The sequence below is a fragment of the Actinomadura chokoriensis genome (genome assembly GCF_041463665.1).
Classification (GTDB): domain Bacteria; phylum Actinomycetota; class Actinomycetes; order Streptosporangiales; family Streptosporangiaceae; genus Spirillospora; species Spirillospora chokoriensis_A.
In genome coordinates this window covers 33,372-57,370 of sequence record NZ_JAXCEJ010000026.1, presented here as the reverse complement: position 1 = coordinate 57,370, position 23,999 = coordinate 33,372, and the positions used below count along the sequence as shown (strand labels likewise).

The window sequence follows — 23,999 nt, the reverse complement described above, 5'->3', positions numbered from 1 at the left end:
GCCGCCTGGCCGACTTCGCGCGCGGCCTCGGCGCTCTCGTGGTCTTCCTGTTCCTCCTGGTCGGATGCCCGGTCGCGTTGTACGCCATGGGCGGCTCACCCATCCCGGACCGGATCCCGTCCTGGGAGGAGGTCCACACGACCCTGATGCGTCAGGACACCGACCAGAGCGTCTTCCTGGCCACGATGTTCCTCATCTGCTGGGGCGCGTGGTGCCTGTTCATCGTCACCGTCTGCGCCGAGGCGATCAACTACCTGGCCGGACGATCCAGACCAACCGTGCCGCGCACGGTCCTGCCCCTGCAACACCTGGTCCGAGACCTGGTCGCCACGGCCACCCTCACCTTCAGCGCCGCCGCCTCCCTCGCAACCTCCACCTCGGCCTCCGCCGCAGCGCACACGCACGCCGCGACCGAAATCCACAACGCCAGTGTTCCCGAGCTGGGTTCTCACCATCAGTCGTCGCCCAGGCAAGACACACCGCCAAAGGACCCGACCGAACCCGAATGGACACCGCTGCTCGCCGACGAGCCCCCAGCCCAGCCCAAGCCCGACCAGGCCGCTTGGCAGACCCACGTCGTCAAACGAGGTGACACCCTCTGGGACCTCGCCCGCCGCACCTACGGCTCCGGCGACCAGTACCCCGAGATCTTCAAGAACAGCCGGGCCATCGACCAGCCTGACGGGCTCCCCGCCCTCACCGACCCCGACATCCTCCACCCAGGCCAGCGCATACGGCTCCCGCGACCCAGCGCGCCACATGACGCGGCTACACCGTCGCGAACGACCCCGCCCAATACGGCCGCGCCCTCGGCACCTCCTGGACAGGACAAACCAAATGGCTCCCCAGCGCCAACTTTGCCTCGCTCAACTTCCGATGAGTCGACGGCAGCCCAGGTGCCGAGCCCGGTCGTAGCACCGCCCGCCGACCACTCAGCCACCCCGCCACGCCCGACACCACATGACCGGGACGATCCCCACTCGCCGCTGGCGATCTCCCTACCGTCCGGCTCCCGAATCGGTCTCGGCCTCGCCGGCGCGCTCAGCGTGGCCGTGGCCGCCACCCGCCTGCACCGACGCCGCCGACGCCCGCTCAACACCGACCCGGGCTCCTACGGAAGCACCACAGAGCCTCCGTTGCCTGCCCCGGTCCTCAAGTCCCGCCAAGCCCACATGAGCACCTACGCCGACCAAGGCGCTCTCACTCCGTCCGACCCCGAACTCGTCCGCGAAAACCTGCTGGCCGCAGAGCCCGACCATCTCGTCACGGGCACCCGCGACGGTCAGGCCGTCACCATTTCACTGCCCGGCCTCGCCCTCGGCCTATCCGGAGACGGCGCCCACGCCGCCGCACGCGCCATCACCACCGAACTCCTATCCAAGTCCCGCCGCTACCGCGCCGAGATCGTGATCCCGCGGACCGATGCCCAGGCACTCTTCCCCGGCGCCGACATCACCGGCCTGGCCGCAGCGCTCGAGGGTCTGGTCCTGACGCCGTCCCTGAACGAGGGCATCGAACACCTGGAAGCCGAACTCCTCCACCGCAACCGGCTGCGCCAGATGGCCGAACTGCCCGACGTGCCCGCCCTGCGCATCGACGACCCCGCCGAACCGCTGCCGACAGTGCTTCTGGTGGCGACGGCCCCCGCGCACGATGCCGCGACCATGTACAACTCCGCCACCGTGCATGCCCTCACAACGCTCGGCCGCCGTTACAGCATCGGCGCGCTACTCCTCGGCGCCTGGGCCGCCGGCACCAGCCTGGACCTGGCCAGCGATGGAACCGTCACGGACGCCAACGGCCCCGACGCTGGTCAGTTCACCAGAGCACGCCTGTTCCACCTGACCGCCGACGACGCCGCCGACATGCTGCAAACCATTCAAGCCGCCGCCGGTATCGAGGCTCATGTTCCTGCACCTACGGTGAGCACCGGCACCCCCGCCCCCGAAAGCGCTATCAGCCTCATCCCACCGCCCCGGCCCTTCACCGAGGACCATCAAGCTCCCGCCCGCCTTCAGGTACTCGGACCAGTCCTACTGCACGCCGCGGACCGTCCCATCACCTCCGGCCTGCGCACGTGCGCCAAACAGTTGCTCGCCTACCTCGCCTTGCATCCCAAGGGCGTCACCCGCGACCAAACCGTCGGCGCCCTGTGGCCCGATCTCACACCCGAGTCCGCGGTCATGCAGTTCAACACCGCCACCACCAACATCCGCAAAGTCCTGCGCGCCGCCACCGGCCTCACCGAACCCAAATACATCCTCCACACCGCTGGCCATTACCGCATCGACCCCGACCTCATCGACGTCGACCTCTGGCAACTGACCACCACCCTCATGGACGCCGAACGGGCCACCGACGACACCGAGCGCATCAACGCCCTCACCCCCGTCAGCGACCTCTACATCGGCGGGTTTGCCAGCGGCTTGGAGTACGAATGGGCCGACGCCCACCGCGAATACCTCCGCCGCGTCGTCGTCGACGCCCTGGGCCACCTCGTCCAACTCACTCAAGAAGAGCAGCCGGACCGAGCGCTCGCCACCCTCGAACGAGCCATCACTCACGACCCGTACTCCGAGCCTCTCTACCGAGACGTCATGCACCTACAGGCCCGGCTCAGCCGACCAGACGCCGTCCGGCGCACCTACCAACTCCTGGCAAGCCGCCTCGACGAGATCGAGGCGGACCCCAATGAGGACACCCACCAACTCATGGCCACCCTTAGCCGCCCAAAGCCTTGCGTCCAGGATATTGGAGGTTCCACAGATTGATGTCGCATTCCACGTTCACTGTCGTGCTCTCAGAGGTATTTCTCCAGCAAGATCACTTTCCACGCCTGGAGAGATACCTTCTGTAGCAACGACGGCGCGAGGAACCGCCACACGCTGGCGACCTAATTCACCACAGCGACAACGGCTGCCAACTGTTCACCAGCTTCCGGTATGTCGCCCGACTGGCCGACCTCGGCACCTTGATGCGCAAGGTGCCGCGGAATGCGTTGGCCTCGGCAGCCGGACAGCCGCCCCGCCGCCCAATCGCACCCTCGTGGTCCCACCCCAGCGTCTTAAAGCTGTCGTGCGGCAGTCACGAGGAGCCATGAATCTCGGCGGCCAGACGCCCCAACTGTGCCAGCAGGCGGTCAGGGGACAGCGACAGGTCCAAGGCGGTTTCAACAATCCGGCTTCCGCCGGTCCCGGTGATCTCATGGACGACGGGTCCGCCGGCGCCATCGGCGTACACCAGGTGCCCCGTGCGGAGGCCGAGGACAGTACAGTAGGCCAGCATCTGGTAGAGATCTGCCTCGTGCGTCCCCTTGGCCTTGTACTTGGCGTCGACCACCGCAGTCGGGATTTCGGGTTGGGCATAGTGGACGAGGTCGGGTTTGATCTGGACGCGACGCAGGCGGTCGAGATGGTGGCGCTTGTCCTGCAAGCGGGTCATCCCTCCGTAGCGGCGTAGTTCCTCGGCAAGCGCGGTGGTTAGAAAATCTTCGAAGACGCGCCACATTTCAAGCATCAGGCCGTCCACACGCACTTCGGAGCCGCCGTCCAGCTCATAAGAGGCGTCCCTCAGGACGAGGTCGGCCAGTCCCAGAGCAGTGTGGTAGCGGGTATTGAGGCGGCCGGGAGTCCACTCCGGCAGGGGCAGACCCGCGACGAGGGGGGCCACCCCGTCCAGGCGGATGAGCGAGTGGCGCAACAGGCGGCGGGTCGGCGTACCGACGCCGGGCAGTCGCAGCAATTTCCTGGTGGCGGCGAGCAGCAGCCGGTTCTCGGCAATGTCGCTGGTGTAGTCGTCGTAGCGCACCTCCACCGGCAGGGGCATCCCGTAACGCCGCCGGACCTGTTCGGAAATTCGGATACGGCCACGCACGACGGGCAGCGCCTCCTCGGTCTCGCGGTAGCCGAGCAGGACACCGCGCCGCAACGCCCTGTCGGCGGCCCGCGCGAAGGCGTGCGCGAGCGCGGGCAGAAGCTCCTTGTGCTCCCCGGCGTCCACCTCCTCCTGGCGCCAGCCGCGAGGCTTCGCGGCGTAGCCGAGGAGGAAGAACAGCCTGTTGATCGACAGTTTCGGTTCGATCCGCAGCTCGATCGCCGGTCGGTCCGGTGTGGCGCGGGCGAGCCCCACCCGCGCCACACCGACCCGGTCGCCAGCACGCAGCCGCCATACACCGGGGCGCGGGCTGAGCTGGATGTGCACCAGCTTGGACGCGGCAAGCATGGCGGCCTGGGCGCCGGTCAGCTCGCGCTCCTGCCAGCCGCCGCTCTCCCGCAGGCGGACACTGATCACGAAATCCGGTTCCGTAGCGCCTTCAAACCGTAGGTCGCCCGGACATCGGTGCCGTCGCCGTAATGGTGCTCTTCCAGAAGCGGAAGGATCTGCGTGCGCCAGATGCGATCCAGCCCCTTCTCCGTGGTCGCGGTCTCGTTCATGAGGTAGGACGGTCCGATCCGAAACTCCCGGTCTTCGATGCACGCGTTGAGCGCGGCCAGCAGCCGGGCAGGCTCGTCGGAATGTTTGTTCTCCGTCAGCCAGCGGCCGAGCATCTCACTGGTGGGCGGCTCCTCCGGATGAAGTTCGACGAACCAGAAACGCCGCCGCATGGCCGTATCGACCAAGGCGATAGACCGGTCGGCAGTGTTCATGGTTCCGAGAATGACGACGTTGCGGGGAAGTGTGAAGCCGATGCCGTCGTCGCCCCCATAGAGCAGGTCTACAACGCCCTTATCTCGGTACTCCAGCAGGAAGTAGAGCTCACCGAAGATCTTCGCCAGATTGCCGCGATTGATCTCGTCGATGATGAGCACGTGCGGGTCGGAGGGATGGTCGCGTGCTGCCTTGACCAGCCTGGCGAAGGGCCCGTCCGCGATGTCGAACCCGCCGCCCGGCTGCGGACGGTAACCCTGGAAGAAGTCCTCGTACGAATAGGCCGGGTGGAACTGGACGAGCTTGACGTTCTCGGGTTTTCCTCCGGCTAGATGCACGGCCAGGTGGCGGGCCAGATACGTCTTGCCCGTGCCCGGCGGCCCATAGAAGATCAGCTGCGCTCGGTCACGGAGCAGTTCGACGCATTCCTGCAGCCACTGGTGCGCCACGAAGAGTTTGTCGGCCAGGGTCTCGGGAACGTCCATCAGCGTCGCCTCGGGCTGGGGCGGCTCATCCCCTCCGGCCAGCGCCGCCAACTCAGCGAGGAAGTCGGCCAAGTCGATGAGGTCGGTGTCGGAGTTGGAGACCCGGGCGGCCAGCTCGTCGGGAAGATCGCTGAAGAAGTCCAGTGGCTTGTCGGGATCGAGCCACTCCACCTGCCTCTGCAGGTTGGCACGGCTCGCTACGGTGGCACGGAAGGCCGGCGGCCCGGTGATCACGCCGAGGTAGACCTCGGTGCCATCGTGGGTAAGGACGATGTCGCCGGGTCTCATGATCGACAGGAACACGTGGAACTCGGTGGACAACCGCCTGCGCTCCCGTTCAGCAACGCTCGGATAGTCGCCGTTCACCGCCGCCCTGACCTGCTCGATCGAGGCGCCCTCTGGCAGATCACGCAACTGCGAGGCAGACAGCGAAACCACGCCGCCGGGCAACCACAGCATCTTGATCAGATTCTCGCCCGTCGGGTCGGCGCCACGCACGTCCGAGCCCCTGACCAGCCAGGCCCCCCTGCCAGACCGCGTTGCGGCAGGGACGACCGTCGTCGCCACATCCCCGACGGCGACCCGCTGAAGCGGATCCGCCCTGCCCTGCCCCACGTTTACACCATCGTCGCCCAGAAGATCGAGCCAGCCCGCCCGCTCGACGTCATTGGAGTGGGCCTCTGCGGGCAGGCGTCCGTCGTCTTCCAGTACCCGCCACCACCCCTCTGGCCAGGTGCCCTGCAGCCAGTGGACAAGCGCGGTGACCTCGAGCCCGGTCTCTGCAGCGAGATCGGACGCCGCCAGCCAGGACCCGCTGGTGACAGCCTCGATGAGGTGCTCCACACGACCGAAGGCGTCACGCCTGCCCTGCCAGTAACGATCGCGTTCCCCCGCCTGCTGGTAGAACCGCTCGACGTCGGGATAGGACGCCAACGCGTTTCGTCCGACGGAGGTCAGAAACCATCGGGAGGAGTTCCTGCGGACCCAGCCCGCCCTGACCAGTTTCAAGTTGGAGAGCCGGAATACGTTCTCCAAGGGCATCTCGAACCCGAGGGATCTGTATTCGTTCTCCAACGTCGGATCTTTCGCAAGAACGCGTTGCCACACCTCCCGCGCCCGCAGCCCGTTCGGATGATCGGCCAGGATCTTCGCCCCGGCATGTTGCATCCGCGCTTCCAGTTCCCGCCGCGTGGTCATAACTGTAACCCCACCTGTCCGCTTCTTCCCTGGACACGGACTGTATAGAAATCTATACCACCCTTCCGGACATCTGCTGATCTTTCGAAGGTCCCGCTTGCGGCCCGGAGGTATCCACCTTTTCGGCGCGGCCGGATCCCATCACTCCGTAAGCGGCCCGAGCGTTGCCGCTGTTGGCATCGATGATCGACATCTCGAGTCGAACGCGCATGGCGAAACCCTGAGGAGAGAACTGGCGTAATTGGCTATTCCACCTTGGCTCGCGTGCGGTCCGCTCGGACCGCACGCGGCTGGACCCAGGCCGACCTCGCCGCGCGGATGCACTGCCCCGCTCGACGGTGGTCTCGCTGCTCGCATCCCGGGGACATCGCCGCGACCGGCCTGGACGTCTCGCCCGCCCAGTGCGAGCGTGCCGGGCCCGGTGGGACACCTGCCCGGCGCCGGCCAGACCACGGCGATGTCGGGAAGTGGCTCGATACGCAAGCGCCTCCGCAAGGCTGCGCTGTCTCCTAAGGAAAGCCTCAGCTTCCTCGATAGGACGGCCGAGCGGCTTGACGAGAAAGCAGTATCGGCGGGGACACCACCCATGTATGGGCTGGTGGCGGAAGTCGTGCCGCAGCAAACTTTCGCCCGGATGCGTTGAAGCAGATAGTGCCGCTGGCGGCGTAGTCTGCGACCCTCCGGGGTTTACGCGAGCCGAGTGGGGTACCTTCCTCGCCGCGTGCGCCACTCGAATGGCACCCCGTCCCCGCCCTCTGATCAGTGCAGCGGACTCCGCGTCTTGGAAGACCCGCCTTCTAAATAGCGCCATTCGCGATCCGTCCCCGCGCTACGCGCGGAGGTCGCCATTCAAGGCTGACGATCTCACGAAGCTGGCTGCTCACGTGTATCCGGGTGCCGAGATCCCTCCCCCGGCGGTGGGTCAAGGACCGTCTTGTACTGCCCACCCGTCTCGATCGCCCGCCCCATGGCGTGGTAGACGTCTAGGATCTGGGCCTTCGTCCGAGCAAACCGCTCCGGGTCGTTGCGCTGGAAGGCACCAAAGCTGTCCATGATGAAGGTGACATCGTCTGCCTGCACACCGTAAAGGTGAAAGAAGGCCGCATCCAGTTCGGCACGCATCTTGAAGCGCCGCTCCTCGTCCCAAACGAAGGGCGCCCCCTTATCGCCATGATATTCAGCGAATGAGCTCATTTCCCAAGAACTGTAGGCCAACTCTATGACTCTCAGTTCAACCCAGTCACCAAGGAGCACACCTGGAGACCAGGGTGTCATCGCTTGAAAGGACTCCGGTTTAACAACGGGCAACTGCCTCAGATAGCCGTAGGTCACATGAGTTCCAGCCATCTTCTGACGAAGTACATAATCAAGAGCGAATGCAGTAAAGTTTGCATACAGGTGGGCGGGCTTTTCTTTACCAATAAACGCAATCGGGAAAGTGTGCCCAGCCGCCACCCGAGGAAGAATGGAGAAAATTGCGGTACGTTCGTCGGTACTACGCGCTATATCTCGCCATCCCAGGAGCCAGCCCGCATCCCAGGCGCCGGGAATTTCATCCTGAAGCTCCAGCCTATCCACCCAGTAGCGTGGCATGACCGCGAAATTGGGTTCGCGCTTTTGCCTGACGGAGGAACGAGGAAGCGTACCCATGTTGGCCTGAGCTTGAGTCTGTCCTTCGTAAGTCCCGAAGCGGTGATCGAAATGATGCACCATCTTCGCCTCATAGAGGGGGCTCATCATGGCATCATTACAAACAAAGGAATTACCTTGAAGACGCCAGCCCTTATTCTCCAACTCCTCACGAGTGTGGAACAGATCAGAATCACCAGCCATATGAAAAATGGTGGCGAACGAAATGGCCCATGGATTCGACCTGCCACCTTCTTCCCTTATGAGCACCGTGAGATCTGGATTCCGATAAATCTCAAGCGTGATCTCAGCGTCCCGCCGTGAGCGGAACAACGGGGCCGTCTTAGTGTTGGGGTTCAGGAGCTTGATGTCCTCCGGTGGCATAGTGAAGCGGCGGGCCTCGATGTCGGACATGCGGCGTGACCCGAACGCGAAGTCTGCCTCCGCCACCTTCAAGTCACGTCCAACAATGCTCAACAAGCAGAAGCGGAAGCTGTGGTGTACGTCCTTGCTGAGTACGAACTCCTCGTTCTCGAACTCCAGGAGCGCGGCCAACTGCCCCCTGGTCACCAGGTCGCCAAAGAATGTAGAAGTGGTCGCGTCGGTGGCGATGCCGGTGGGGAGCACCATTCCCGCACGCCCCCTCGGGCCGATAATGGTGCGGCCGGTCTCCGCGAAGACCGAGTAAGTGTTGACGTCACCCTTGCCGGTCAGCGGGAACCGGCCCGATGATCTGAGCAAATGGCTCCATCCGACCGATTCTCTCAGCTCCGCCTGGAACTCTGTGTACAGCCGACGGTCGGTCGTCTCCTCGCTGGTCGCCAGCGCGTTGATGAGCTTTTTGCGCTCGGCGGCATTGCGGGCGCCGGCGATCCGCTCTTCGTTTCGCTTGCTGAAGAACTCTTTTTCCTGGAGCTTGACACGTTCCCAGGGCGGGTTGCCGAAGACGACGTCGAAACCGCCGCGCCAGCCGGTGTTCGGGTTCTCGTCCCTGGTGTCGTCGTCTGTCACCGGGAAGATGTCGGGAAACTCCAGGTGCCAGTGATGGAACTGGAATCGGTCGATGAAGTCCTCAAGTTGCGCGATGGTCCTGGCCGAAGGCACGGCGCGGGGATAGATCTTCGCGGTCTCCTCGTCCCCACCCAGAATCCGCAGAGTGCCGGAGGTGATGGGGCGGGGTGCGCCTTGTTCCAGACTGCAGACGAACGCGGCGCACCAGGCATCGTGGACGCGTTTGCGTCGGGTGACCTCCGGCGAATCCAGAAACGTGCGATACCGGCGGGCCTGTTTGCGGATGTCGGGCATGGACTCGTCCTGCATCCGGGTTATGGCAAGCGATTCTCGGGTCAGGTCTTCGGTGTTGTCGGGGACTTCCAGCAGGTCCAGCAGGGAGTCGCGGATCATTCGCTGCCCGACGCGCTCTTCAGCGTTCTCCTTGCGGTATTGCGCGGCGACCTTCTTGTCATCATTGGCGATGGGCTTGTACGCCTCGTCCGGAATGCCCTCTCGCAGAAGGTGGGGTGTCGTCCCGAGCAGCGAATTGCCTACCTTGATGTGGGGATCGAGGTAAGCAAGCGGGCGGGTCGGCTGCTGTGACTCCAGCCAGAGTTCGAACTTGGCGATGTTGATGGCTTGCCGGCTGATGTCCACGGCGTAGATGCAGTGGCGGACGACCTCGTGCATCGCGTCGCGGATCGCGGCCGGTGGTGGCTCATCATCCCCGTGGGTCATCGCCGCGTATTTCCTGGCGATGCGGCGAGCGGCAGCAACGAGGAAATGACCGGAGCCGCAGGCTGGGTCGCAGACGCGCATCTTCAGCAGGTCTTCCGGATGACCGGACCTGGCATAGTCCTCAATAACCGGATCGAGAGTGGTCTTGAATAGCTCGTCGATGAGATGCGTGGGCGTGTAGTACGTACCGGTGGTCTTGCGCTGATTGCCGGTCAATTTTTCCAGCTCGAACCGAGGAGCGTTGAGGTCGACCTTGGGTTCGCGTTCCAGCAGCCATTCATAGACGCTGCCGGGCTCCTCCGAACCTAGTCGCTCATAGTCAATGCGGTGATGAACGCCCCGGCCGTCTCGGAAGGTAGTGAGGTGCCGGATCGCGGCGAGCAGCCGCTTGTTGGTCAGGACGGCGTCCCTGAGTAGGTCGGGTGTGGTTTCAGGGTCGGCGAGCGGGTCTCCCGCGCGGAAGAACGGGCCCCCAAGCCCAGGCAGGGCGAGTTGAGGACGTCCCTTGTCGGAGCCGAGCGCGTCCAGGACGAGGACCAGCGTCCGCCACAGATCGATATGGCGGTCGCCCACACGGCGGGAGGCGATGCGGCGAAGCCGGTCTACGGAGAAGTACTCGCGGTAGCGGTGCCGGGCCACCTCGAGCCTCTCGCACTCCTCCTCGGTCGCATCCAGCGGGTTCGGCAGGAGGAGAATGCGCCGGTCCTCGATGACGAAAAGGAAAATCATCTGAAAGACCAGGTTCAGGAGCTCGTCGCGGAAGTCCCACTTGGTCGGCCCCTCGTCCGCGGCCAGGGCTTTGCAGATATGGGGGTTCGCCTCCAGGAAACCGGTGCCGAGCTCTCCCAGGGCGAGCTCGACCTGCTCGCGGAGGCGTTCGCGGACACGCTGGCCCGTCTCGGCGGCGTGGGTCTGCCAGTGCTCCAGCCAGCAGTCCCTGACTGTGGGTTCCGCACCGTCGTCACGTTGCAGCAGCTCGAAGCGGGACTGGTGGAGCAGTGCGAACAGCAGGACGAACTCTGGATACAGCTCCCCCTCGAAGATCGCCTCCAGGTCGAACTCCACGTACGCGGCGCCGACCAGAGCCGTGGAGTCGCGCAGGATGCGCAGCACCCGTCCGTTCGACAGCACGCCCCACAGGTGGGCGTCGCTGTTGTTCAGGAATTCTTGGAGCATCGACTGGGGGGCACGTGAAGCCTGCCCCTTACGGCCGGTGCGGGCCCCGGTGGCGCGGCGGTCGAGGTCGGTGTTCCAGCCGAGCAGGTGAATGGCCACATGCGAACCCCAGTGGTGCGAGACGGGGTATGTCTCGTCCCTTACCGGAATTCCGCCGCGGATATAGGTTAGGCGACCAAAACCCAGCTCCTCGAAGAGGCGGAGCAGCCAGTATTCGCGGGTCTTGGATGTGGCCGTGTCGGATTCGGGCAGGTCGGCGAGCCGCTCGCGAAAGGCCCGGTAGGCGCCCCTCAGGTATTCCCATTTGCGGCTGGCGGCCTCGCCGAGGCGTTCGGTGGCGGCGAGGTGGTAGGTCTTCGGGCTGTTGCCCTTCAGATTCGTGTCGGCGTTGCGGATCCGCTCGATGAGATCCGCGGACAGCAGGCCGCCCTCAATGCGGACGGCCGTGTACGGGGAGCCGGTCATCGGGACGCACCTCCGACAGGCAGGTAGACGTAGACGCCGAGGATGTCCGCGTGGTCGTGCGGGACAACCTTCAGGTTGCGGCGGAGTTCACCGACGGAGCGGCGGACACGGCGGTGCGCGTCCTCTAGGCGTTTGCCTAGGTCAAGGCCGAAGGCGTCCAGATCGGCTTGGACGGAGCAGGGTGGGGCCGCTTCGCCTGGGGCGGGCTGGTCGCCGAGGTCGGCTATGGCGTCCTCGACGGCGCGGCGGACAAGTTCGGGCAGGACGTTGGCGTCGGGAGTAGCGCTGACCAGGGCCGTGACCTCCTTGTCGCTCAGCCACTCCCGGCCGCCGCCGGGAGCGGTGCGGTAGGCGACGACCTGGGCGTCCTCGGCTATCAGGTCGCGGACCTTCACGCGTCCCGGCAGGTGCAGCCGGAACCGGTAGCGGACCAGCAGCATCGTGGTCCGGACGGCTATAGCGTGGGTGCGGATCGCGCCACAGCGGCGGGCGGGGCGCTCGCGGTCGCCGATGCGCGGGTCGAGCGCCGCGTCCACCATATGCCGGGCAAGGGCGATCACCACCGGATCGGTCCGCAGCAGGGCGCGTTCCCCGACCTTGACGGGCAGGTCGTGGCGGAAGACCAGGTCGCTGCCCCTCGTGCCGGTGTCGTCCGGGCTGGCCAGGCCGAGGGCATGCCGGACGCCAACGGACAGGCCCTGTATCTGCACGGTGAAACCGTCCTCGCGGGCCTGGACGGCACCGCCGAGCGCGGACAGGGATTCGCGGGCGAACTCGGCAACGTCGGTGTGACGGCCGAGGGCGGTGCGCGCCTCGATGGCCTCGCGGCGGACCTCGTCCAACTCCCTGACCCCGGAGTGGGCGTACTTGGTGAGCACCTTGGACTCGCGGGCGGCCACACGCTCCCATTCGGTGTGCAGGCGGTCGCGACTCTTGCCGAGGTCGCCGAAGTCGAGATCCAGCGCGAGCTGGTCCGGTTCCTTTTCGTGCAGCAGCACCCCTTCGACTAGCGCCTTGACGACCGTGTCGTTGCGTTCGGGGACGGGGACGGCCACGCCCGTCTGCTTCGCGATGGCGGCGTGCTTGCGAATCAGCACGTCCAGGACGACGCCGTCGATGCCGTTATCGAGCCCGTACATAGTGACCGCGAGGACCTCATTGCGCGGCTGGCCGAACCGGTCGACGCGTCCCTCCCGTTGCTCGTGCCGGGTCGGGTTCCACGCCAGGTCGTAGTGGACGACTGCCTGGAAGTGCTGCTGAAGGTTGACGCCCTCGGATAGGCAGTCGGTGGCGACCAGGACGTGCCGCCCCCGCTGCGAGGTGAGGCTCTCGATGCGGTCAATGCGTTCTGCGGGTGGGAGGGTACCGGTGACGGCGGCAACGGTGGCCTTGCGGCCGAGCGCCTCGGTGAGATGCTCGGCCACGTACTCGGCGGTGGGAATGTACTTGCAGAACACGATCGGGTCGTAGCCCTCTACGATCATGCGCTTCACCGCGTCGATCAGCGTTCTGAGCTTGGTGTCTTTCTGTGGGCCTTCAAGGGTGTACGCGACCTCGGCCATCGTGCGCAGCCGGTCGCGGGCAGCGCGGGGCAGCCGCTCATCGTCGGCGCCGGGAACCGCGTCAATCCCCTCCAGTACATCGTCGTCGCTCCAATCCAGGACGTGGGCGGCGCCGAGAGCATCAGCCTCCGCGCCGGTTTCGGCGACGGAGGTGGCGGACCGCTTCCGCAGGGTCTGCGCCGCGGCGCGGGGCGACGACGCCACCGAGCGGAGTAGGGCGAGCGCGGGCCACCAGCGGACCTGGCGGCGGACGGCACCGGTCTCATCCCTGATCGTCTCGCGCGCGAACCTAAGCACGTCGTGCATGAGGTCGGCGTAGTCCTTGGACTGCTCGAACGTGGTCTCGCGAGACTGGCGAACCTTCGGGAGACGGGTCTCCTCGTCCAGGTAGTGGCTGATGTCGCGGCGCCGCCGCTGAACGTAGTGGCGGGCGAGGCGCTCGCGGCCTTGGACTGTCTCCAGGTCGAGTGTGGCGAGCTCCGGATCGAGCAGGCCGATCAGGTCGCGGAAGGCATCCTCCTTGCCGCTGTGCGGGGTGGCGGTGACCAGTATCAGGTGCCGCCGCGCGTCAGTAGCGAGGGATTTCAGCAGGTCGTAACGTTGCTGGCGGGTACCGGCGCCGGTGCCGGACGCGGGGACGCAGGTGTGCGCCTCGTCCACAATGACCAGCTCGGGCGCATCCTGCAGGAATTGGGCGCGGCGCCGGGGCGACTTGATGTAGTCGGTCGACACGACCGTGTACTTGTAATGCCGGAACAGGGACTCATCCACGCGGCGGCCCGCTTCGCGTTCGAGGCGGGCAACTGTGGACGGCAGGACGAGCTCGGCGTCGATGGCGAATTTTTGCCGCAGCTCGTCCTGCCACTGCTCGGCCAGGGCAGGGGAGCACAGGACAGCCATGCGCTCGGCCTCGCCTTGTTCGATGAGCTCCTTGGCGATGAGGGCGGACTCGATGGTCTTGCCTATGCCTACGTCGTCGGCGATGAGGAGGCGCACCACGTCCATGCGCAAGGCCAGCATGAGCGGGAGCAACTGGTACTGGCGGGGCTCGACGGCGATGGCGGCCAGGGAGCGGAACGGGCCGGCAGCGCTGGTGAAGCCGATCCGCATCGCAGTGCGCAGCAGCCCCGCGGCGACGCTATCACCTATCTGGCCAGGGTCGGCGGTGGGGCGGGGGAAGCTGGCGGGCTCAACCTCGTCCGTGAATAGGCCTGTAGTGAACTCGGCGTCGCCGTTGAGGGGACGGGCGATGATCAGGTCGTCGGCGGGGCTGGTGATGTCGGGGAGCACGACCCACTCGCGACCGCGGGCGGCGATAAGGGAACCGGGGGCGTAGGTGTGGGTTCGAGTGGCGGCCATCAGCGGCCAGCCCTTCCGGGGCCGAAGACGCTGGGGTACTGCTTCACAACCTCGTCCCACTCCCTGTCGTACCGGAACCGAATCACTAGCCAACCGAGGTCGAGCAGCCGCTCCTCCGCCTGCGCATCGCAGGTCGCCACATGCTCGTCGTCATGGTGCGGGCCGTCCACGAAAACCGCCACCGGCCCGGCACTCAGCCGGTACACGAAGTCGGGGCGGGCCCGTGCGTCGGGGATCAGGATCTGCGCCTCGTCAGGCAGACGATAGTCGCTTCGCTTAAGGAAGGTGAGAAGCCGGTGCTCGAGTTCGCTGCCGCCGACATCCGCGAGAACAGCGGTGTGCTCATCGCGGGTGCCGGGTTGCGCCGCGCGGGCGAAGGTCTTTGCCGAGGCCAGCTCCAACAGGATGGGGACGGCGGCGTGCCGGTCGATGCGCTGGTGGAAGAGTTGGTTGTTGTAGGAGAGCAGGCAGTCGTAGCAGCCCAGCTCGCAGCGTTCGCGAGCACCGGGGGCTGAGCCCTGGTCACTGCCGTCGACGGGGTCGGTGTGGATGATTTGGAGGGCGGCCTTGACGACCTCGGCGAGGGCAGCCGGTTCGTCGTGGAGGCGGCGGAGGGCGCCTGCACCGCCCTCTGCGCTCTCCACGAACAGCATGCGACCCTGGTTGTCGGCGTCGGGGAGCTCCTCGCTGGTCAGCTCATCATCCTCCAGCTGGAAATATGCCTCCATCCCGCGTTCCAGGGCGTACCTGAGCGTGACGGCCTCGGTACTGGAGACCTTCCGGTAGAGACGAAGGACGGCGATGTTTTTGTGATCCTGGACGAAGGGGATGACCTTCAGAGCACGTGGGGCGTCCTTTAGGTCGGCCAAGCCCTCGTCGTCAGGGGTGTAGTCGGCGGCACCGGTCTCGCTGAGCCAGCGCCCCTTGATCGGATCAAGCCAGAAGCCGAGGTCCCTGGGGTCCTTGCGGCGGCGGCGGCCCCGGTTGATCACGCGGATGGCGGCGGCATCTCCGTAGACGAGCTCGGCTATCTCGGTGTGCTCGTTGCGGATCTCGGCGCGGAGGCGGCCGGGTCGGGTGCCGTGGGTGCTGAACCGGTAGACCGTCTGCAGGTCGAACCCGGCGCGGCGGCGTTCCTCCTCGTCGGAGGAGATCCGCCTTCTGCGTACGGTGTGGACGCTCTGCAGCTTCATCATGTTGGGCAGGACGCCGCCCAGTTCGGCGTCGCATTCCTCACAGCGGTCGGTACCGGCAGACCGCTGGTGCCAGTAACCGCAGGAGCCGCAGATGCGGACCTCGGTGGTAGCGACCTCACCGGGCTCAGCGCCATGTTCGACCTGAACGCTGGTTACCTGATAGCGCATGCCCTCGTGGTAGATGAGGGCGCCGGGGCCGAACTCGCCGATGGCGATGAACCTCGGGCGCTGGATGTAGTCGCCCCTTCTGGTGCGCTCGCCCGGAACGTAGGCGGCCAGCGGGAGCCGAGGGAACGAGTAGCCAGGCAAGAAGCCCTCGGAGGCGAAATAGCGGTAGGTGTAGAAGTCGCTGAACTGGTGCTCGGAGTCCTCGTTCTTGAGGAGCTTGAGCTGGTTCTCGGCGTCCATGCGACGGCGCTGTGCCTGTTGGCGGGCCTTGGGCGTCGTGGAGTGGTTCAGGACCCGTTTGTTCTGCTCGCACTGCTCGGCGAGCGCCGCGCGGTACAGCTCTCGCCAGCGGTCACACGCGGCATCGAAGCGTTCAGCGGCACCCCGGACGACGTCGTGGATCCATTCCTCGCGCCACCACGAGGTGCCCTTGATGGCCGGGAAGACGTCGAGCAGCACCGCCTCCGCGTTGCGGGTCGCGCGTCTACGGGCGCCGTCGTCCTCGAATTGCTGCCACACATGCGGCTTGACATCGAGCACGGGGTTCTCGCCTTCCAGGCTCAGGACGTCACCCATCCTGGAGCCGAGGGACGCACTCGTTTCCGCCAGCCAGATCGCGTGGACATGCGAGCGAATGAGGTCCTCGTTGGTCAGGTCGAGTCTCGGCGGGTTCACGCTGCCCGCGACCATGAGGTCGGAGCGGCGGAAATAGAATTGGTCGTGGGCACGCCCGGTGCTGCAATAAGTGGTGACGAGCGCAGGCTGGCCGCTGCGCCCGGCGCGTCCGCTGCGCTGAGCGTAATTGGCGGGGGTGGGCGGGACGTTGCGCATGGCGACAGCGTTGAGGGTGGCGATGTCGACGCCCAGCTCCATCGTCGGTGAGCAGTACAGGAGAGGAAGTTCGCCCTTGCGGAACTGTCTCTCGCGTTCGATGCGGTCTTCGTTGCGGACCTGCGCGGTGTGCTCCCTGGCCTCTAGGCCGAGGAGCTTGTCCGCCGTTTCGCGGTAGAGGTCGCGGAAGAACTCGTTGACGCGAAGGCCGACGCTCTCGTCCACCACCTTGCGGAGCGGATCGGGGGCGCCGCCGGTACCGTCGCCGGCACGCCAGATCAACGCGGACGCCTTGACACGGTAGCCGGGCACACCCTCCCGGGTCTCGGTGATTTCCTCCACCAGGCCGTGCTCGTGCAGGACCTTGAGCAGGTCCTCGATGATCTCCGTGGCGTCGTTCACGGTCAGACGGGTGTACTGGGTACGCAGGTAGCGGCCCAGGGCGGTGCGGCCGGTGAAATGGACGCTGTCGCGGCTGCCGCCGGGACGGGCGGGTGCCGGGAAGACCGTGCGTGCGGGAACGCGCGGCTCGCCCGGCGGCAGCGCCCAGGGCCCGGTGAGGTGCTGGTCGGAGAGGTGCTGGACGCGTTCGTGACCCTCCTGGGTTAGATACTCGACGTCGATGGCGAGTTGGCGGCGCATCTCGTCCAGCAGGATGTGCATCAGGTGGGCACGGCGGTGTGTGTCGTCGGTCTTGATGGCGGGGTGCGACTTCTCCCACGACTCCTCGTCGGCCGCTATGTCGTCGAGGTCGGTGTAGGCGTAGCGGATCAGGCCAGTCTGCTCCAAATTGGGCATGGTGACGCGCCAGTCGCGTTCCAGTTCCGCGTACAGGCGGTAGGACAGGACCTGCCGCAGGGCGCGCTTGACGTTCTCCTTCTGGCTGAACTTCACTGCCGGGTTCTGCGCGTAGGCGGTGAGCGGCAGGTTGAGGATGTCCGCCACCGACTGTGCCACCGTCTCATGGGTGAGGTCCCTTTGGGCGGCCGCGTGGTAGAGGGCCCCTCTGACTTGGGCGACCTGGACGAAGTCGTTGAAGAAGCCCGCCTGGAGGCTGGCGTCCTGCCGGTTGTCGACGAAGGTGAGGAGCTTCTTCGCCTCGTCCTTGAGTCCCTCCTGCGTGCGCAGGGAGCGGACAATGCTGGAGCTGATCACTGAGACCGCAGAGCTGCGGCCCTCGGAGGCGTATGAGGCGAGCTTGGCGAAGTCGTGACCGCGGGTCTGTGCGTAGGAGACACGGCAGCGCAGACAGAAGCGGAACGGACTGGAGAAGTACGCGGCTCGCAGGCCCTCTCCTCTTTCGCGTTCCCTTCCGTCCGTGCTGAGCCAGACCTCGGTCGGCAGGTGATCGCGCAGACGCGGGAGGACATGGGACTCGCCGTCGTCGCCGGTGTCGACCCAGGAGTCGGGGAGCCTGCCCGACTTGATGGGACCCTCGACGGGCCAGGGGTGGTCTTCGGAGATGTAGAGGTAGCCGTTGGCGGTGTCACCGCCCGCTGCGTCCTGCTCTTGGCGGGGAGCATAGACGACGCCATCGGAGCGTTTGGACCGCGCGACGACGAGGTATTCCTGGCCGCACTCCCGGCAGAAGGCCAGCGGGAGGAGGATCTTGTCACGGTCGCCCGGGACGCTCACCTGGTACTGGCTGGTGATGTGGCGCCGCGTTTCCGGTTCCAGGCTCACGTAAACGGTGTCGCCCTTGGACAGGAACTGGTGCAGGCGGAACGCGAACAGGGGCCAGCTGGTCGTGGAGTGTCTGGCCTTGGAGCCCTCCTGGAGGATGGACTCGATGGCCTTCAGGCACTGCTCGTGGGTGGCCCCAGTCTCCTCGGCCAGTTGCCGCGCGGCATCGGGAAGCGTGCGGGGAGGCTGGCGGACCTTGCGCCCGTCCTGCTCTCTCAGGCCGAAGGTGGACTCGATCCAGCCCGCCATGGGGTCGTCCTTGAGTTCTTCGTAGGGGCGGTCGCCGTCCTTGTGGTGGTGGATGGCCTCGCGTAGCCGGGCAGAAGTCGGGGACGAGTCGGTCGTGACACGGCGGAGGGTCTCACCGATGACGTTCTCGGGTTCGACCCGCGTCCCGAAGAGACGGGTCGCTACGTCGGCGACGTCGCTTCGGGTCTCCTCAAAAGTTGTCCTGGTTGCCATCGTGGCCGACGTGCCAACGCACTGCAGAGCTGGGGCCTGGCACGCGTCCCGCAGGCGCCTGACCAGCAGCGCGACATCCGCGCCCTGTCGACCACGATAGGTATGGAGCTCGTCCAGCACCAGGAACCGCAGGCCCTGGGCCTTCCCGATCAGCCTCGACCGTTCGTTCGGGCGGGTGAGCAGGTACTCGAGCATGACGTAGTTGGTGAGCAGGATGTCCGGGGCGCGGTTGAGGACGCGGTCACGCTCGTCGTCATTCTCCTGGCCGGTGTAGCGGGCGAAGGTGACGGCCCTCTCTTCAACGGCGAGCCCGTAGGTCAGGTACTTCTCCAACTCGTGCGTCTGACTGTTGGCCAGCGCGTTCATCGGGTAGACGACGATCGCCTTGATCCTCCCCGGGTTGGGTTCGGTCAGGATCGAGTGGACGATCGGGATGATGTAGGTGAGGCTCTTGCCCGATCCCGTACCGGTCGTGAGGACATAGCTGTCACCCGCGCGGGCGGCGTCGATGGCCTCCTTTTGATGTAGATGCAGGGTGAGGGAGCGGGTGCCGGGATCGTCGGCGTGCCGCTTGTCACGGAAGAATCGGTCGCAGGTGGGGTGCAGGATGCGCTGCTCGCACAGCTGCGCGACCGTCCCTCCGGCCTCGAAGTTGGGGTTGAGCGAGACCCAGGGATCGGGCCAGCGAACCTTGTCGGACCGTTCCCCGGCCAGATGCTCGGCGATGACGGGATCGCGAACTTGGACGAGTGAAGACGTGAACCCGGCATAGTCGTCGATCAGCCGCTCATGTACGTCGAAGACGTCCATTCCCTAGGCCCTCCCCCTGGATCGCCGGCGCCCCCGCGCCAGCCCGCATCAAGAGGTCCTATCACGCGCCTCCGACCACCTTGCCCTGTTCATGCGCACGGTGACCCACCGTGGCCACGGGCAGACGCGTCAGGCACCGAACATGACCTCGGTGGAAACGCTGCAGTCATCACCCGTAGGCGGCAATCGCGGCGAAGTACAGGCCCAGCCCAGTGGCTGCCGCACCCGCACCGGTGAGGATCGCGTTGGCGGTGCCGACGCCAGCCGCGCGGACGATCAGGGCAGCGGTGATCGCGATGTTCGAGGCGATCGACAGGGCAAGCATCAGGGACAGGATCTGGATCGTGTTCATCGCCTGGACTCTCCTCGGTGGAGTGACCGGCCATCGCTTGTACCGGCCGGGAAGGATGAGCGCAAGATTGACTGTCCAGGTGGCCGTCCAGCAGCAGTCTGTTCCCATGTTGGACGCCTCGAGGCTTAGGGGCTGGTGGGCGATTAGGGTGTCAGACACGGCAGGTTTTGCGTTCACTGGGTGTCCATGCAAAGGACTGGACACCCGCATGTACCTTGACTTTGAGAGCAAGAGGCGGTGCCGCGGTGTCAGGATCAGCACGAGAACCGGAACTGGCTGAACTGCTCGTCAAGCTGGCCGTATTCCGAAACGAGGTCCTAGGACGCCAACCGTCGGACCGTGCCTTGGCCAGGGCGGTCCAGGTCTCCCCAACCACAATCGGCAAATGGTTAACCGGTGGACAGTTCCCGCAGCAGGTGGATCAGCTGCTTGCACTCGTGGAGGCCATCAGGGAGCCGGCGGACCGCGTCGGCCTGCCTCTGGACGAGACGGTGGCGGTACTGCTGGACCCCCAGCAATGGCGGCACGCCTACCAAGCAGAGGCCAAGCGGCGTGCGGACAGCACGCGCGCTACGGTGCAGGCAGAGCAGGGCCGGGCTGCATTAGCGCAGTTACACCCTGGCCAGCGGCTGGAGAAGCTGACCGATCCGTTCGCCTTAGGGGTACACCGCACGATCAAACTGAACCGTCGGCACGAGCAGGTACTACCCGCGCTGCCAAGATACGTGCGGCGGGACCACGACGTCCAACTCGCTGCGGTGGTGCGGCAGGCGGCCGATGGAGCTAGCGTTATGGCGACACTCGTGGGCGAGTCGTCTACTGGCAAGACACGCGCTCTGTGGGAATCGCTTGGCCTGCTCCGTGAGCGGGCAGACCAGTGGCGGGTGTGGCCACCTCTCCACCCGATGCCGCCTTGCGCGGCTCTGGCCGAGTTGCCCCGCCTTGCCCCCCAAACCGTGGTGTGGCTAGACGATGCTCACCTCTACCTGACACCTGCCGAATTGGGCGAGCAATTCGCCACTGGCTTACGGACTCTGCTGCGTGATCAAGCACGCGCACCGATATTGGTGCTGGGCACACTGTGGCCGGAACACTGGGTTACTCTGACCGCACGACAGCAGACTTTCCCTGACACGCATTCCCAGGCACGTCAACTCCTGGACGGCCACGACATCCCGGTGCCTGACGCCTTTGACAGCAAGGCCTTAGACACGCTGACCGGCCAGAGAGGTAGCGATCCTCGGCTGGCCGAGGCAGCCGAACGCGCCTGTGAGGGGCAAATCACTCAGTACCTGGCCGGAGTACCAGCGCTGTTGGCCCGTTACCGCTATGCGCCACCAGAAGCCAAAGCGATCATCCATACCGCGATGGACGCCCGCCGTCTCGGTGCTGGCCCCCATCTACCGCGTGCTCTACTCGCTGAGGCCGCCCCCGCCTATCTGACCGACCGCCAATGGGAAGCGCTCGGTAACGACTGGATGGAGAAGGCTCTGGCCTATACCAGTAAAGATGCCAACGGGATCGGCGGCATCCTCGCCCCTGTTAGGCCTCGGCCCCTCGCTCCCGCGCGCGGCCCCCATACCAACAACGACTTAACCGCGATAACTGATCCCCCCAAAGCAGACGTGGGGCCGCTCTACCGACTGGCCGACTACCTGGAGCAGTCCGGCCGACAGGAACGCCGTGATCAATTACCTCCCGCCGAATTCTGGGAAGCCGCCGGTCGCCATGCCACCACCGAACTACAGGAACTAGCACACGCGGCGGCCAGTCGGGGCCTATATTTCAATGCCGCAAAACTTCACAAGCTCGCCGCTGCCCAGGGCGACACCGACGCCGCCGCCTTCCTGGTCGACAAGATTGTCTACTGGGGCGCCGGGGGGGTCAGCGCAGCCGCCCATTGGGCCGTTAAGCACGCCGACCCAGCCGATACCTCCGGTATAGCGAGTCTAATAGGCCAGCTAAACCACGCCGAAATGGGCAATGCGCTGGCCGAATTACTGGCTCTAGAACCCGCAAGGCATGCCGTGGTGATCGACCCTTGGGCGGTGGCCCAACTGTTAGAGGCACTCCACCAGATCGGGGAGTTCACGGCGAAGGAACTCTTGGCATTGCGCGCAGCCAAGGGCATCCCCCTGGACGACCCGTCCGCGCTTAGCAAGCTACTTGAGGAACTGCGCAAGCAAGGCCTACAGCAAGCTGTACAAACATTGCTCCAGCGCGCCCCCGCAGCCCATGCCGTCGTGAAGGCCCCCTCACTTGTGAGTCACCTCCTGGCGGAGCTGCGCAGCCTGGACAAGGCTCAGTCAGCCGAACTCGCACACCGAGCTGCCCGGCAAACGTCGGTTGAGGACCCTGTGACCACACAATGGCTCATCGACAGGCTATTACGTAATGGGCACCACCAAGACGCGGTGGCACTTGCCGAACGCAGCGCCGAAAACATCGTCGCGCGAGACAAACCCGGTCTCGGCGAACTGCTCCAGTCACTGTACCAGGCGGATGCCAGACAAACGGCTTTAAGAATTTCCGAAAGAGCCGTTAGGCAGATCGCATTGACATCGCCCGCTGTAGTCAGCGATGTCATCGCAGGGTTGTTCGTATGTAAACTCAACAGTGCTCTGGCCATCCTTTGGGAGCGACACCCAGAGGTTACGGTCACTCTGACCGATGCCGATGAGGTAGAATCTCTACTGGATTTGATGCACCGCGCAGGCGGCACACACGGGGCCAAGGCATTGGCTATACGGGTCGCGCAAGAGATCCCCCTCGGTCGCCCGTACCAGACAACCAAGCTACTGGAGGTGCTGCATGAAATAGGTGCCACGCAAGCGTTAGCCGTGCTGGCGAAGCGCGCGGTAAACACGCCGGTGAAATATCCTGAAGATTTCAAGAAGCTCAAAGCCACGCTTCATCGCGGCGGGGTCAACCACGCCCTGGTGGCGTTAGAGGGATGGGTCCCCGACCTAGACGCTGCCCTCAGCCGTCCTTCAACGGCTGCCGACGTACTGGAATGGGTAGCGGAGTCAGGTGACCACGATTTGGTCACAGCGCTAGCTGATCAAGCCGCCGATCGCATAATGCTCGAAGAACCGGGTGGGATCATTCTCCTGCTGGAAACCCTTGCGAAGCTGGGGGAACAGCGCGCACTCACTGCGTTGGCCCAGCGCACCGCAAATAGCTTCGTCCTACTCGGCGAACCGCAACAGGACCCCGTAGAACTCGCCGAACTAATCAAGAGCCTACGACATGTCCGGGAAGACCAGGCGGCCGACCAGTTGGCCCGCAGAGCATATGACGCTGGTCTATTCGAGGAAGTCCTTGGCATTCCGTTTTACGTCCCCCATGAGTTTTGTTATGGACGCGACTCTCACGGTGCTGCGGCAGCGCCCTGGGGCTGGACGGATCTATAAGTTGATCCGAACGACAAGATCCGCATTACATACTCGAGAAAATGGGACTACAGAATCCGATTCTGCTACGCGATCTGCGAATACTCATTGAGCCTTTTTTGCCGTGCTGTGATCTCGTTGAGTTGCAGGGTATGGATGGCTTTGGCGAGGCGGCGGCGTGGTGGGGGCAGCAGCGCAGCTTTCGCAGGATTCTCCATGATTTGAGCTGGGCGTTCGCGCGTTCGCCAGGTCCGTGGAGCTTGGCGTGTGCGTGGTGGGCGTCTTTTGCGGCTCGGGCTTGTAGCGTCTCTTGGTAAGGCGTGAGGATGTGCGCGCCGGCGCCCTGGTAGGCCTTATCGGCCAGCACGAGCATCCCGGTGGTGGCCAGTGCCCTGATGGCGCCCCAGATCCGGGCCGCGGTCAGGTCGTGGACTGAGCCGCGCAGCGATCCCGACACCCACAGCAAGGCTACGTCCGGTGCGGCGATGACCTGGAGGTTCATGCCAGCGGCGATGTCTTCCCGAGTAGTAGGGCCGGTCGGCGGCGACCCGGTCGATCGAGATCAAGGTGCTGTCCAACGCCAGATACGGCAGCCCGTCCTTGACCGCTTTGGCCAGCGTCGCGCCGAGTTTGGATGCGCGGGAGGCCAGTACGTCGATGGCCTCGTTGGCGGAGAGCCACGCGGTGGTGGCGGAGACGGCGAATCCAGCGCCCAGTTCGGCGTAGGTACCCGGGGGCAGGCACCGGCCCTCGCTCCCGGGGCGAGCTTGGCCTTGTCTTCGTTCTACGTTCCCGCACGTACCGGTACCGTTGAGGCTGCACGCAGATTTCGAATCTGCATATGGGCTCACATC

At 65.3% G+C, this 23,999-nt stretch carries 9 protein-coding genes; 2 read left to right on the top strand and 7 right to left on the bottom strand.

Annotated features, from left to right (window positions below):
- Nucleotides 1-38 precede the first annotated feature (38 nt).
- Nucleotides 39-2,771: a BTAD domain-containing putative transcriptional regulator gene (locus SM418_RS31180; protein WP_371944896.1), complete on the top strand. Its 2,733-nt coding sequence runs from the start codon at nt 39-41 to the stop codon at nt 2,769-2,771.
- A 313-nt stretch (nt 2,772-3,084) separates the two neighbouring features.
- Here the strand turns inward: SM418_RS31180 and SM418_RS31175 are convergent, their stop codons facing one another.
- From SM418_RS31175 to SM418_RS31150, 6 genes are all read right to left on the bottom strand, one after another.
- Nucleotides 3,085-4,290 (bottom strand): McrC family protein, encoded by a 1,206-nt coding sequence (locus tag SM418_RS31175; RefSeq protein WP_371944895.1) that lies wholly within the window; start codon nt 4,288-4,290, stop codon nt 3,085-3,087.
- The gene (locus tag SM418_RS31170; protein WP_371944894.1) at nt 4,287-6,329 is read right to left on the bottom strand and encodes an McrB family protein; all 2,043 of its coding nucleotides are present in this window, start codon (nt 6,327-6,329) and stop codon (nt 4,287-4,289) included. Before SM418_RS31170 ends, SM418_RS31175 begins: the two co-directional genes overlap by 4 nt.
- Before the next feature lie 864 nt (nt 6,330-7,193).
- Nucleotides 7,194-11,330, bottom strand: coding sequence for an Eco57I restriction-modification methylase domain-containing protein (locus tag SM418_RS31165; RefSeq protein ID WP_371944893.1), 4,137 nt, complete (start codon nt 11,328-11,330; stop codon nt 7,194-7,196).
- Entirely contained in the window at nt 11,327-14,251 is a 2,925-nt protein-coding gene (locus SM418_RS31160) for a DUF8741 domain-containing protein (RefSeq protein ID WP_371944891.1), read from the bottom strand. The genes SM418_RS31165 and SM418_RS31160 overlap by 4 nt, the downstream gene beginning before the upstream one ends.
- Nucleotides 14,251-19,401 (bottom strand): DEAD/DEAH box helicase, encoded by a 5,151-nt coding sequence (locus tag SM418_RS31155; RefSeq protein ID WP_371944890.1) that lies wholly within the window; start codon nt 19,399-19,401, stop codon nt 14,251-14,253. The genes SM418_RS31160 and SM418_RS31155 overlap by 1 nt, the downstream gene beginning before the upstream one ends.
- 169 nt (nt 19,402-19,570) lie before the next feature.
- A complete protein-coding gene (locus SM418_RS31150) occupies nt 19,571-19,753 on the bottom strand; it encodes a hypothetical protein (protein ID WP_371944889.1) in 183 nt (60 codons plus the stop codon).
- 416 nt (nt 19,754-20,169) lie between these two features.
- Here SM418_RS31150 and SM418_RS31145 point away from each other — a divergent pair, with 416 nt between their 5' ends.
- Entirely contained in the window at nt 20,170-23,166 is a 2,997-nt protein-coding gene (locus tag SM418_RS31145) for a hypothetical protein (protein ID WP_371944888.1), read from the top strand.
- A 25-nt stretch (nt 23,167-23,191) separates the two neighbouring features.
- On the opposite strand, the gene SM418_RS31140 is transcribed toward SM418_RS31145, so the two are convergent.
- Nucleotides 23,192-23,647 (bottom strand): transposase family protein, encoded by a 456-nt coding sequence (locus SM418_RS31140; protein WP_371944886.1) that lies wholly within the window; start codon nt 23,645-23,647, stop codon nt 23,192-23,194.
- Nucleotides 23,648-23,999: the final 352 nt, after the last annotated feature.